The organism is Sandaracinaceae bacterium (assembly GCA_020633055.1).
Lineage (GTDB): Bacteria > Myxococcota_A > Polyangia > Polyangiales > Houyiibacteriaceae > JADJJE01.
In genome coordinates this window covers 946,143-958,672 of the sequence record JACKEJ010000005.1, presented here as the reverse complement: position 1 = coordinate 958,672, position 12,530 = coordinate 946,143, and the positions used below count along the sequence as shown (strand labels likewise).

10 protein-coding genes are annotated in these 12,530 nt (G+C 69.7%); 4 read left to right on the top strand and 6 right to left on the bottom strand.

The genetic code is table 11. The features are described from left to right. The first annotated feature begins 107 nt into the window (after positions 1 to 107). From H6726_08930 to H6726_08920, 3 genes are all read left to right on the top strand, one after another. Entirely contained in the window at positions 108 to 758 is a 651-nt protein-coding gene (locus tag H6726_08930; protein ID MCB9657755.1) for a TetR/AcrR family transcriptional regulator, read from the top strand. Next, entirely contained in the window at positions 755 to 1,975 is a 1,221-nt protein-coding gene (locus H6726_08925) for a hypothetical protein (protein ID MCB9657754.1), read from the top strand. The genes H6726_08930 and H6726_08925 overlap by 4 nt, the downstream gene beginning before the upstream one ends. Positions 1,976 to 2,090: 115 nt before the next feature. Next, positions 2,091 to 2,930 carry an MBL fold metallo-hydrolase gene (locus tag H6726_08920; GenBank protein MCB9657753.1) on the top strand — a complete coding sequence of 280 codons (840 nt, stop codon included), beginning with the start codon at positions 2,091 to 2,093 and terminating at the stop codon, positions 2,928 to 2,930. A gap of 108 nt (positions 2,931 to 3,038) precedes the next feature. Here H6726_08920 and H6726_08915 read toward each other — a convergent pair whose 3' ends face one another. The 3 genes from H6726_08915 to H6726_08905 are packed head-to-tail and all read right to left on the bottom strand — an operon-like array spanning position 3,039 to position 7,070. Then, positions 3,039 to 3,830 carry a response regulator transcription factor gene (locus H6726_08915; protein ID MCB9657752.1) on the bottom strand — a complete coding sequence of 264 codons (792 nt, stop codon included), beginning with the start codon at positions 3,828 to 3,830 and terminating at the stop codon, positions 3,039 to 3,041. Then, entirely contained in the window at positions 3,827 to 5,104 is a 1,278-nt protein-coding gene (locus H6726_08910; protein ID MCB9657751.1) for a histidine kinase, read from the bottom strand. Before H6726_08910 ends, H6726_08915 begins: the two co-directional genes overlap by 4 nt. Positions 5,105 to 5,108: 4 nt before the next feature. Then, positions 5,109 to 7,070, bottom strand: coding sequence for a protein kinase (locus H6726_08905; GenBank protein ID MCB9657750.1), 1,962 nt, complete (start codon positions 7,068 to 7,070; stop codon positions 5,109 to 5,111). A gap of 83 nt (positions 7,071 to 7,153) precedes the next feature. On the opposite strand from H6726_08905, the gene H6726_08900 reads away from it, so the two are divergent. Next, positions 7,154 to 8,836 (top strand): protein kinase, encoded by a 1,683-nt coding sequence (locus H6726_08900; GenBank protein ID MCB9657749.1) that lies wholly within the window; start codon positions 7,154 to 7,156, stop codon positions 8,834 to 8,836. 81 nt (positions 8,837 to 8,917) lie between these two features. Here H6726_08900 and H6726_08895 read toward each other — a convergent pair whose 3' ends face one another. From H6726_08895 to H6726_08885, 3 genes are all read right to left on the bottom strand, one after another. Then, on the bottom strand, positions 8,918 to 10,441 hold the full coding sequence (locus H6726_08895; protein MCB9657748.1) for a Ppx/GppA family phosphatase: 1,524 nt from the start codon (positions 10,439 to 10,441) through the stop codon (positions 8,918 to 8,920). A 67-nt stretch (positions 10,442 to 10,508) separates the two neighbouring features. Next, on the bottom strand, positions 10,509 to 11,288 hold the full coding sequence (locus H6726_08890; protein MCB9657747.1) for a hypothetical protein: 780 nt from the start codon (positions 11,286 to 11,288) through the stop codon (positions 10,509 to 10,511). A 29-nt stretch (positions 11,289 to 11,317) separates the two neighbouring features. Further along, positions 11,318 to 12,526 (bottom strand): cytochrome P450, encoded by a 1,209-nt coding sequence (locus H6726_08885; GenBank protein ID MCB9657746.1) that lies wholly within the window; start codon positions 12,524 to 12,526, stop codon positions 11,318 to 11,320. Positions 12,527 to 12,530 lie beyond the last annotated feature (4 nt).

Sequence of the window (12,530 nt, the reverse complement as noted above, 5' to 3'; positions counted from 1 at the left end):
TGTGAGCTGTTCATGGAGATCTGCGGGGTGCCCCGTTGGGCCGTTACCTTGCGACGCATGCGTGCGCTGGGTCAAGCTTAGCCGCCCGAGAGGCTCAGAACGAAGCGATGACGACTGCTAGCAAGACCCGCCCGCGCCGGGAGCGTAACCGTGAAGCCACCCAAGCGCGGATCCTGGCCGCGGCCGAGGCCGAGTTCGCCCTGAAGGGTTACGACGGCGCGCGGCTCCGGGACGTGGCTGCCCGGGCGGGGGTACACCACGCGCTGCTCCACCACTACTTCGGGGACAAGGTGGGCCTCTTTCGGGCGGTCGTGCAGAACGCCTTCGCGGGGGTCTCCACGCGCGCGCTGGCCGCGTTGCGCGCGGGCACGTCCATCCGCGTGCTGCTCGAGACGTACGTCAACATGCTCGTGGACTTCCACGCGCAGAACCCGAACCTGGTGCGCCTGCTGCACTACGCCTCCCTCGACACCTCGTCACCGGCGTTCGCCGCGATGGAGGAGGTCACCCGCGAGATCAGCGCGCCCGTCATGGAGGCCGTCGGTCACGCGGTGGAGGCGGCTCAGCGCGCCAAGGTCATCCGTGACGACATCGACGCGCGGCGCCTGGTCAGCCTGTCGGTGGGCGCCGTCGCCTACGTGTTCCACGAGGACCGCTTCTTCTCGCTCTTCCACGGCGGCGAGGTGCGCGCGCCCAAGTCGGTCGAGGCCCACCGCGTCGCGGCCCTCGCGTTCCTGTCGACGGCGGTGTTCCCGTGAGCGAACCCGCGTGGGGGCCCGCGTCACACGGCGTGCGTTTCGGGCTGCGCATCCCGCCCGTGGCAGAGGCCGGTGGGTCCATCCTGGTCGGGCTCGTGTGCCACAACGTGGGAACGACCCCGGTGCGCATGTTCGGCTTCAATCCGAAGTACCCGCGGGCGCTGCGCGTGTCACCTCCCAAGGCGGCGCGCCCGTACATCCGCGTGTCGTTCGGGGACCTGAACGTGCTGCACCCACCCGACGCGTTCTCGGTGCTGCAGCCAGGCGACGCGCTCGAGACCGCGCTGGACTTGTCGTTCGCCTTCGACCGCCGCGGCACGGGGACGTGGCAGCTCGCCTTCGCCTACGATCCGGTGCGCACGGGCGCCCACTTCGACGCCTACCAGGGGGGCGACGAGGCGCCGCTGACGGCCGTGGCCGACCTCACGGTCAGTTACTCGCGGTCGCTGCGCGAGGCAGGCATCGACGAGGCCACCGAGGCCACCCTCGACGCGGCGCTCTACGCGGGTGAGGCGCGCCTGCTGGATCTCCTGCGCCACTACGGCGAGGGCGGGGTGGCTTTCGCCGCCCGGCGTGTGGCGCGCGTTCTGTCGCCAGGGGCCGAGTCCGTCTCCGGCTGGCGAGCGCTCGACGCGCTGGCGCTGCTCGGGCCGGAAGCGCTGACGGCCGTGGGTGTGGCCCGCGAGGAGATCCCCCACGCAGAGCCTGCGCTGGCGTTCGCGGCACGGTGGCTCGCGTTTCGTCGCGGCGGGCTGCCCGAGCCGCACGACCTGCCGTTCGTCACGATGCTCGAGCGCATCGTCCAGGAGCCCGGCACCCGGGGGAACCTGCAGGTGGCGTGGACGGGCGTCGACTCGGCGATCCATGGGCTCCGACGTGTGCAGGTGTTCGGCAACGGCGAGCGCATCGTCACGTCGCGTGCGCCTGGCGAGACCTTCAACAGCACCCGACGCACCATGCTGCGCCCACACGAGATGCAGGCCTTGGTCGAAGCGGTGCGCGCCAGCGCCGTGTGGCTCGCCGCCCCGCTGCGCGAGCAGGGGCTGCCCGACGAGCCACGCCCCACGTTCGAGATCCAGCTGGGCATGGGGGCACCCTTCTGTCGGCAGGTGGCCATGTGGAACGGCGAGTGGCGCTGCGGACCGGCCTCCAACCTGGCCGATCTCATGGACCGCCTCGCCAGCGACCACATGAGCGAGTCCATCCCGCCCCGCTGAGCCCGGCTGCGGGCCACCGTCGGTTGCGAACGCGACGGTTGACCCCGGCCCCCGATTGGTCGTCTAATGGCCGCGTGTCGCAGCGTACTCGTCATGGACGTTCTTGGGGGAGGTCATGATCCGGACAACGTTCTGGGGGGTGCGCGGTAGCATCCCGGCGCCCGGGCCGACGACCGTGGGCGTTGGGGGCAACACCAGCTGTGTGCAGGTCACGTGCGGCGACACGGAGATCGTGTTCGACGCGGGCACCGGGCTGCGCATGCTCGGCGGAGAGCTGGTGAAGCGCATGCCAGTGTCCGTGCACCTGTTCATCAGCCACGTCCACTGGGATCACATCCAGGGGTTCCCCTTCTTCGCGCCAGCGTTCGTCGGCGGCAACAAGATCCACATGTACGGCGCATCCAACTCGCGCGGCACGGTCGAGTCCGCCATGGCCGGCCAGATGGAGTTCCCGAACTTCCCGGTGAAGCTCTCGGACCTGGGCAGCGAGCTGATCTTCCACCATGTGGGCCCCGGCGACGTCGTGCACGTGGGCGCTGATGTCTCGGTGCGGGCGGCGGCGGGCACCCACCCGGGCGGCGTGCTGGCGTACCGAGTGGACTACCAGGGCGCGGCGGTCGTGTACGCCACGGACACCGAGCACAGTGACGACGAGGAGTTGGACGAGCGACTGGTGGAGCTGGCGCACGACGCCGACGTGTTCATCTACGACAGCATGTACACGCCCGAGGAGTACGACGGGCGCGCGGATGGACGCTCCCGGGTGGGTTGGGGGCACAGCACGTTCGAGGTGGGCGCCGCCATCGCGAAGGCCGCCGGGGTGAAGCAGTACGTGCTGTTCCACCACGATCCAGAGCAGGACGACGCCGAGGTCGCTACGAAGGAGCGCCGCGCACGCGAGCTGTTTCCCGACTCGGTGGCAGCCCGCGAGGGCCTCGTTCTCGAGTGCGGCTGACCTCGCTGTCCCGACGACGCCTGGTCGCGCCGGCCGGTGCGTGCTCTCCGTTCGCCTGAGGGCGCTCCTCAACGCTCTGTGGTCCCTCGCCGCGGGTGGCGAGGGCGCTCAGCCCGCGAATGGAATGCGTTCGCGCAGGTGCTTGGCGCGGTCCCGAGCTAGCGCGACGCGGGGCGCGTCCGGGTGCTCCATGACCAGCTCGTACAAGCCCTGTCCCTTCGGCTCGATGCTCTCGATGCGGTCGAGCCGCACGAGCGCGCCGCGATGCGACCGGAAGTAGGACTCGGGGTCCAGCTGCTCCTCCAAGCGCGCGAGCGTCAGGTCCAAGGCGTAGCGGTCGTCCGCCGTGACGGCCCAGACCAACTCGTCGCGCGTCTCGAAGAACACGATGTCGCTCACGTCCACGATGACGTAGGCGCCGCGCCTGCGCACGGCGAGGCGCGTCAGGGGCTCGCGCTCCGTCGGTCCGCCGGGCGCGAGCTTCGGCGCCGCGTAGACTGTCTCGCGGAGCCGTGAGAGGGTGGCGCGCAGACGCTCGAGTCGCACCGGCTTGAGCAGGTAGTCCAGCGCGCGAGCATCGAAGGCGCGCAGGGCGGCGTCGTCGTGGGCGGAGACGATCACGACCGCGACCTCGGGCCGCTGCGCCTTGATGGCCTCCGTCAGGGCGATGCCGTCCGGACCCGGCATGCGCAGGTCCACGAACGCGACGTCCGCGCGTGTCGCCGAGAGCTTCCGCAGCGCGTCCGGAGCGTCCTCCGCTTGTTCGACGACCTCGACGTCACCGCACTGCTCCAGCAAGAAGATGAGCTCGTCGCGCGCGAGCGGCTCGTCGTCCACTACCAGGGCACGCAGCGGGGCGGGGGCGACAGGGGCCTCGGTGTCGTGGGGTTCGCGGGTCATGGTGTGGGTGCAGGGGAGCGGGCGTCGGACGCGCTGGGCTCGGGCGTCAGTCGTTGGTTGTCGAGCTCGAGCGGCAGCCGAACGTGCGCCTCGCTGCCGCCCTCGCTCACCGTCAACGTCAGCGAGGCCCCTTCGGCGTAGCGCTTCGCGAGCATCTCGCGCAAGGTGTCGAGCGCAATCCCGGCACCCTCCGTGGTGGTCCCGCGCAGCGCGCCCGTGTGGTGCTCGAGCACGGCGAGGTGCAGGTGCATCCCCTCCCGCCACGCGCGCAGCGCGACCGTCCCCGGGCCCGCATGGGCGCCCACTCCGTGTTTCACGGCGTTCTCGACCAGCGGTTGCAGCAACAGGGCCGGCACGCGCGCGCGCTCCAGCTCGCTCGGGAGTTCCCGCGAGAGGGTCAGGCGCTCTGACCCCAGGCGAGCACCCTCGATGGCCAGGTACTGCTCCGCGTGGCGCAGCTCGCTCTGCAGCGGCGCGTCATGGGGGTGGTGGAGCAGGTAGCGGTAGAGGTCCGCCATGTCGCTGACCATCTCGCGCGCGTGGTCCGGGTCGCGACGGATGGTGGCCCGCAGCGTGTTCAGCGCGTTGAACAGGAAGTGGGGCTCCAGCCGTCGACGCAGGGCCTCGAGTTCCAGGCGCCCGGTCGCGGCCCGCGCCTCCGCGAGGGCCACGGCGCTCTCCTCCCGTGCGAGGACCATTCGCGCGATGTTGACGAACACCGTGGCTCCAGCCGCGTTCGCCAGCAGCTCGAGCGCCCAGATGTACAAGGTCGCGCCGTAGCGCACGGCGGCGCCGCTCGCGATCGCGCTGACGACCAGCAGCAAGCACTTCGGGAGCTGCACGGCCACTGCCACCGCCAAGCCCCGCCAGTGTTCGAAGAGGTGAGCCCCGCGCTGCGCCACCAACCCTGCGGTGAGGCCGTCCAGCGCTGACGCCGCGATGGCCATGGCCCCTTCCGCGTGGTTCACGCGCAGCACGTAGAAAAGCCCTCCGAACAGGCCCGTGATGACCCCGCCCCGCGCGCCCGTGAGGACCGCGGCGATGAGCACGCCGATGCCCTGCACGTTGAAGTAGTGATCGAGCCACCACTCGCCCATGCGTGAGCCCCACATGCTGAGGGCGGTCGCGACGGCCACGGCAGGCCAGAAGCTGCGTGGTCGACCCACGCCGAGCAGCCGGTCGCGCAACGGAGGGACGAGCACCGTGACGAGCGCGGCCAGCGCGACCAGCCCGGCCTTCTCGATCAGCTCGATGACGAGGAAGCGCGGATCCATCGGCTCAGGGCTCCGCGCGACAGCACACGAGCCCACAGGCGAGCGCCAGGAAGAGCGCGCGGTAAGCGTCGTCGCGGTCCCCGCCGCTCGCAGCGTGGCGTTCGATCAGCATGCGCGGCGTGGCGTTCCCGCGTGCCTGCGAGATGACCTGCTCCCATGCCGCTGGCAGGGAGAAGGCGTGGCGATGGACGCGCGGATGAGCGACGGGTTCCACCACGCGCTCTTCGTCGGGCAGCAGCGCGGCCAGCACCTCGCGCACGTCAGCGGCGGCCACGGCGTCGCGCAGCAGCTCGAGCGGGTCGATGCCGAGGGGGAACGTCTCCTCGTGTGAGCGCAGGTTCGGAACGAAAGCCCACTCGCCCGAGCGCCAACGGAAGGCCTCGAGGAGCCGCCAGCGCACCTGGCTGGCGATGACGCGGAAGAGCTCCACCGGCCGCAGGATCCCGAGCCCGACCAACGCGTCACCGATACGCCCGCCATAGCGGGGGAGCAGCGCCAGGGCCATCTCCACCTCCATGCGCAGGCAGTGCTCGTGCGAGACCAGGTACTCGCCGAGCAGCTCGCGCGACTCGGTGGAGGCGACGTACTCGGGGCGCCCTTGCACGAAGTAGATCTTCTTGCGCCGGCGCTCGTCGAACAGGTGCAGCACGCCCGTGCGCCGCTCCGCGTAGATCTCGAAGAACAGCGGGACGAGGCGCGTCACGCCCAGCGGTCCACGCTGATCGGCTTGCTCGAGCTCTTCCAGCTGCCACTGCAGCGCGGGGGACGTCACGAAGCGCGTGAACTCGGGCAGCCGTGTGATGATGTCGAAGTCGGCTTCGTCCTTCGAGATGCGCGTGCGGGCGTCGATCTTGCCGCTGGTGACCAGCTGCACGAGCTTGGGGAACGAGTAGGGGCCGCGCACGTTGCCGTCGGCGTCGACGTAGCGGTAGATCTCGGGCGACGTGAGCACGGCGCGCGCGGCGTCCACCTGCGTGCGCATCTCCATCTCGCTGGTGTCGAACAGGTTGGTGTCGCCCGGCACGTGGTCGGGGTCGCTGCTGCTGATGGGGCTGATCGGGAGGCGTTCGATGAGCGCGGCCAGGCGCGAGGGCCCGTGGGCCATGCCTCGCTGGCGCATGATCTCCGTGCAACGGTGCGCGAAGGCGCCGGCGCTGAGGCGGTCGCGCGGCAGACGCGCGAGGGCGGCGACCAGCAGCTCGCGGACGTCACTGGGGATCTGCCGGTCGCTCGAGGTCAGGGCGGTCAGGTTGACGTCACGGATCTGCAGCAGGATCTCGATGTCGCTGTGGCCACGAAAGAGGGGGGCCAAGAGCAAGAGCTCGGCAAACACCGTGGCCAGGGTGAAGACGTCGCTGCGCGAGTCGACGCGCTGACCGACGACCTGCTCGGGGGACATGTAGCCGAGCTTGCCGCGCACCTGTCCGGAGCGGGTCTGGGGCAGGCGGAGCGCCGCTGTGGCGATACCGAAATCGGTGAGTTTGACGTGGCCTGTACGGGTGAGCAGGATGTTCGCGGGGCTGACGTCGCGGTGCACGATGTGCAGGCTCTCGCCCTGTTCGTTGCGAAGGTTGTGCGCGAAGTCGAGCGCCTCGGCGGTCTGTCCGACGATGTGGAGCGCCACGTCCAATGGAACACGACCCTGCGCTGCAGCGGCGTTGAGCAGGCGGTGCACCGTGGTGCCCTCGATCAACTCCATGGCGAGGAAGAGCGCGCCGTCGGCCTCGCCGAAGTCGAACACCTGCACGACGTGCGGGTGCGAGACGCGCACAGCCAGCTGTGCCTCCGCCACGAACAGCTCCACGAACTCCGGGTCGCTCGCGAACTGCGGCAAGATGCGCTTGAGTGCCACGCGCTTCTTGAAGCCTCGCGTGCCCTCACGCGTGGCGACGAACACCTCGGCCATGCCCCCGGTCGCCAGGCGCCGTTCGACGATGTAGGGGCCGATGCGGGTGGGTGTGGCCACGCTCCTACCGTGAATCGACAGGGCGTCCGATTGCAAGGAGAGAGACATCCATCCGCGTGGTTGTGTATGCTGGACGCCCCACGATGACCGAACGCAAATCATCCGCACGGACGAGCACGAAAGACACTCTCCTCGGCAAGGTGGTCGCCGGTCGGTACCGCCTCGAGGCGCGCCTCGGCGAGGGCGGGATGGGGGTGGTCTACCGCGCGCGTCACGTCCTCATCGAGCGCGTCGTCGCGCTGAAGCTCATCCGCCCCGATCTCCGCGGTGAGACCCACCTGCGCGCGTGGATGCTGCGCGAGGCGCGGGCGGCCAACCGCGTCGACCACGCGCACATCGTGGACATCCACGACGTGGGCGAGACCGAAGAGGGCGACCTCTATCTGGTGATGGAGTACCTGCTCGGCAGCTCGCTCTCGAGCGAGATCGCCAAGGGGCCGATGCCCATCACGCGCGCGGTCGACGTGCTCGAGCAGATGTGCGCCGCGCTCGCGCGCGCTCACGACCTCGGGGTGGTGCACCGCGACCTCAAGAGCGACAACATCATGCTGACGGTGCGGGGTGGCCGTCAGGACTTCGTGAAGATCCTGGACTTCGGCTTGGCTGCGCTCGCACGCGATCCGCGCCTGGCGCCGAAGGGCGCGGTGTTCGGCACGCCGGAGTACATGGCGCCGGAGCAGGCGCGTGGGGAAGACGCGCAGGCCAGCAGCGATCTGTACGCGCTCGGCATCTTGTTCTACGAGATGGTGACGGGGCGCTTGCCGTTCCGGTCCAGCGACCGCGAGGAGCTGCTCGAGATGCAGCGCACCGCGCCAGCGCCCGACCCGCGCAAGCTGCGGCCCGAGCTGCCCGAGGGGGCGCGCGCCATCATCCTGAAGCTGCTGGAGAAGGACTCCGCCAAGCGCTTCCGCGACGGTCACCACCTGCTCGAGGAGCTCAAGTCCGTGCAGCGCGCGTTGCCGTCCACGCCGTGGGACCTGCGCATGAGCGAGGCGCCCGTGGGTCCGCCGCCGCCGCCGCCTGCGCCGACGCCGGGCGTGGTCGAGTGGAGCCGTCGCGCGGCGAACTTCCTGCGCGCCACGGCCCGCGCATATCCGAACGGGCGCGCGCCCGAGAAGGTGCAGCAGTCGGCCGACCGCATGTGGGAGCTCGCGGCGCGGGCGTCCCGCCTCGAGGGTGAGTTGGCGTCGCACTCGCGCAAGCTCGAGGCCATCGAGAAGCGCGGTCGCGCGCTGCGCGCCGAGATCGGTCGTAAGGTCGAGGAGCTGGCAGGCGAGGAGTCCCGCGCCTTGCGTGAGGCGGCGCTCGAGCGCGAGCGCGCCCACGACATGACCGAGCGCTCCCAGGCGGCGCGCGCCGCGTACGACCGGCACCGCGCCGTGGTGGACCAGGGCAAGGCGGACGCGCGCATGTACGAAGCGCTGGGCGCCGAGCGAGCGCGCATCGAGACGTTCAATCAGATCCACGGCGAATACAGCGAGCGCGCCGTCATCAAGGAGACGTACGGCGCGGGGCTGCGCAAGCAGATCGACGATCTGAAGAACCAGCTCATCCGCTACAGCGAGGCGCTCGAGAACGACCTGCAGGCGGGTCGCGACCGCATCGCCACGCGCGTGCGTGAGGCGCTCGGCTACGAGAAGGGCTTCCAAGAGGCCAGCTCCGTGCTGCTAGAGCACCTGCGCGACAAGCCCGAGTGCCGCGAGCTGCTCGAAGAGGCCATCGAGGCCGGCGCAGAGAACTCCAGCGCTGCGCCCAACGGCGTGTAGTGTCTACCGAGAGGCGCGCCGAGCTTCACGCCGCCTCGCGAGCCCCACGATTACGACGGAGCCCCGTGAGCGGAAAGAGCCTCAGGCGTCCGCGGCCGAGAGCTTCACGGGCAGGCCGAACACCTCCGTGAACAGGTCGGCCTTGCGCTCGGCGGTCCACACCTCGAGGGAGGTGTCTTCGCTTGCGTTCACGGCGATCTGCACGCCCTTCGGGCCCACATCGACGGTCAGACCCTCCACCTTGCTGCGGTGCCCGCGGTCGAGCGCGTCGCCGATGCGCAAGATGGCGGACATGCGCCGCACCCTCTCGCGGGTGGCCTCGTCGAGAGCCTTGAACTTGCTGTGGCGCGTGGTGGGGAACGAGCGTCGGTGATAGCGCGCCACCTGCGCGATGACCTTGCGGCGCTCGAGCGGGAGGCCCATCACCTCGCTGGACTCGATGATGTACTCGGAGTGCTTGTGGTGTCCCGAGGGGTTCAGGAAGTCGCCCACGTCGTGCAGCAGCGCCGCGAGCCGCAGCGTCCCGCGGTCTTCCTCGCTGAGGCCGTGCACGGACTGGAGCGCGTCGAACAGCTCGAGGGTCAGCGCGCTGACGCGCATCGCGTGGCGCTCGTCGAAGTGGTAGCGGCGGCCCAGCTGGAGCCCCGCCGCCAGCAGCTTGTCGCGCTCGGTGCTGTAGTCCCAGACGCGGTAGTGCTTGGCGATGAGCTCCGTGAGGATGCCGTCCTTGACCCCCACGCCCGGCGCCGCGATGCGGTTGACTTTGGCGAGCGAGGCGATGCGCGTGACCACCTGCAGCGCGGGCACGATGACGTCCGCGCGGTCCGGCTTGATGGTGTAGCGACGCTCGCGCTTCTTGGCGCTCATCGCGCTCATCGTGGTGAGCATCGTCTTGGCCTTGGCCACGTCGATGGTGGGCTGTCCGGCGATGGCGTCCTTCGCGGGGCACAGCTTGGCGATGGCCTCGAGGTTGCCGCCCGTGCCCACCACCGCATCCCACTTGCGCAGGCGCAGGTCCTTGCGGTGTGGCTCGAGCACGCGGTCGAGGTACTCGCGCACCAGCTTCTCCTGCTTGGGCGTCACCACGCCGTCGCCTTCCAGGAAGGCCTCCAGCAGGCGCACGGTGCCGATGGGGAGCGAGAAGCAGAAGTCCGTCTGCTCGTTCTCGATGTGGGTCACCTCGAGGCTCCCGCCGCCCAGGTCCATCAGCAGCGCGTACTCGCCGAGGGCCATCTTGCTGCGGACGGCCATGGTCACGAGGCGCGCCTCCTCCGCGCCGTCGATGGGGCTGAGCGTGAGGCCGGCCTCGTCGCGGATGCGGTCGATCAGCACCCTGCCGTTCTTCGCGCCTCGCGCCGAGGCGGTGACCACGGCGCGGTAGTTCTGCACGTCCGCTTCGTCCATGGCGTCCGCGAAGAAGCGCATGGTCTCGACGGCCTGGTCGATGACGGCCGGGTCCAGGCTGCCCGTCTGGAACACGGAGTGCCCTAGGCGCACGGGCACACGCTCGCTGCGGAAGGTGCTGATGCGGTGGGGGTCGGTCGCCTGCGCGATCTGGAGACGCATGGCGTTGGAGCCCACGTCGATGGCAGCGAAGAGCGGCATGTGCCCGCGAGTATAGCGATGACGCCCCGAGGCGAAACCCGCTTCGACTCAATCGCGGGGGGATGACTCAGTCGTCATCGTCGTCGTCATCGTCATCGTCATCGTCATCGTCATCGTCGTCATCATCATCATCGTCGTCGTCATCATCGTCGCCACGGGCAGCCTGCTTCGCGAGGGCGGCCTGGCGGTTGGCTTCGAACTTCCGCTCGAACTCCGCGTCCGACGCGTGGCTGTCGCGCGCCATGTTGATCATCATGCGCGCGATGTAGGCCATCACCAGCAGCGCCATGATCGGGGCGCCCGAGTACAGGTAGAAGAGGTACTTGCTGGGGTCGTTGTCCACCAGCAGCACGTCCTCGGCGAGGGTGAGCCCCATGTTGCCGAAGATCTCGCGGTCGGCCCCGCTGACCCCCTCCCACAGCTTGTTGCGCGCGATGCCCGTGAACGACTGGGCGTTGATCACGCTCGGGTCGATCTGGGCGTCGTACGCGATGCCCCGGTCCACGTGCAGCAACACCGGCACCGGCTGCCCGGGCTGCCAGGTGACCGGGACCACAGGGACGAACTGCTCCACCTGCGACACGCTGCCGTCCGTGGTGGTGGTCAGCTGGTAGGCGTGCTCGTAGAGCGGGCGGGCCCCTGTCAGCGTGACATTGCTGCTGCTGGGCTCCTGCCCCGCCGCGAGCTCGGCCAGCGAGATGCTGGCGCTGCCGAAGTCGAGCGCGTGCAGGATGGTGGGCGCGAGCACGACCGCGATGCCCAGCGGCACCAGCGGGAAGAGCGCCAGCACCTTCCAGTTCACGTCGTCTTTCCAGTCCTTCGGCTTCTTGGCCTTCCCCATGTGCACCCCACGCAAGCTAGTGATTCAGGCGGCCGCTACGCACCCCGTCGCGGTCCGGGCGCGGAGAATACCATCGGCAGGCGCCGGAGCGAGCGCATGAAGCTGCTGGGGAGACGTTCGGGCCGCTGACCTTTTGGCAGCGCGAAGTCGGGCATCCGGCCGAGCAGCTCCTCGAAGAAGATGCGCACCTCGAGGCGCGCCAGGTTGGCGCCCAGGCAGAAGTGCTGCCCGTAGCCGAACGCCACGTGGTGCTTGGGGTGCACGCGCTTCACGTCGAACTCGTCCGGGCGGTCGTAGACGCGTGGGTCGCGGCACGCGGCGGGGTAGATCATCATGATCTTCTCGTCCGGGGTCAGCGTGACGCCGTGCAGCTCGACGGGCTCGACGATGGTGCGGCACATGCGGATGAAGGGGGTGACCCAGCGGATGATCTCGTCCACCGCGTTCTGCATGATGGCCTCGTCGTGGCGGTTCTCGATCAGGTACTGCCGCTGCTCGGGGTGGCGCATGAGCTCCAACAGGCCGCCGCTGATGGCGCTGCGCGTGCTCTCGCTGCCGCCCACGAACAGCAGCAGGTGCTCGAAGATCATCTGGTCTTCCTCGAGCTTCTCGCCGTCGATCTCCGCGTCCAGCCACAAGCTCAAGAGATCGTCCGTGCGCGCCTCGCGGCGTAGCGCCATCTCCCGCTCGTGGTAGTCGATGAACTCCGTGAACGCGTCGTCCACTTCCTCGGTGACGTAGTCGGGACCGGAGCCGCCCGCGACCATGATGTCCGTGAGGTGCAGGATGTGCTCGTGGTCGGCGTGAGGCAGCCCGAGCATCTCGCCGATCACGCGCAGCGGCAGGCGCGCGGCCAGCTCGCTCACGGCCTCGCACTCGGTGCGCGTGCCCAGGTCGTCGATCAGCTCGTTGGTGACGAGCCGGATGTGGTCGGCCAGCTCGCGCATGCGCCGGGGCGTGAAGCCCTTGCTCACCAGCCCGCGCTGCAGCGTGTGTTGCCGCCCGTCCTGGTTGATCATGGACGCGTCCGCCGGCATGTGCGGCAGGTTGCCCTCGGTGGACGTGAACAGCTCCGGGTGGCGCGCTACGTGGCACACGTCCTCGTAGCGGCTCACGGCCCACAGCGCGTTCGCCTCGTCGTAGTAGACGGGGGCCTCTTCGCGCAGGTAGCGGTAGGTCTCGAAGGCATCGGGCCCCGAGTGCGTGGCGTGGGCGAGCAGGTCGATCTGGCGGCGCTCAGTCATGGTG

Coding starts and splice junctions, on each gene's coding strand:
- H6726_08930 (MCB9657755.1), top strand. CDS start 108: ATGACGACTGCTAGCAAGACCCGCCCGCGCCGGGAGCGTAACCGTGAA.
- H6726_08920 (MCB9657753.1), top strand. CDS start 2,091: ATGATCCGGACAACGTTCTGGGGGGTGCGCGGTAGCATCCCGGCGCCC.
- H6726_08915 (MCB9657752.1), bottom strand. CDS start 3,830: ATGACCCGCGAACCCCACGACACCGAGGCCCCTGTCGCCCCCGCCCCG.
- H6726_08910 (MCB9657751.1), bottom strand. CDS start 5,104: ATGGATCCGCGCTTCCTCGTCATCGAGCTGATCGAGAAGGCCGGGCTG.
- H6726_08900 (MCB9657749.1), top strand. CDS start 7,154: ATGACCGAACGCAAATCATCCGCACGGACGAGCACGAAAGACACTCTC.
- H6726_08895 (MCB9657748.1), bottom strand. CDS start 10,441: ATGCCGCTCTTCGCTGCCATCGACGTGGGCTCCAACGCCATGCGTCTC.
- H6726_08885 (MCB9657746.1), bottom strand. CDS start 12,526: ATGACTGAGCGCCGCCAGATCGACCTGCTCGCCCACGCCACGCACTCG.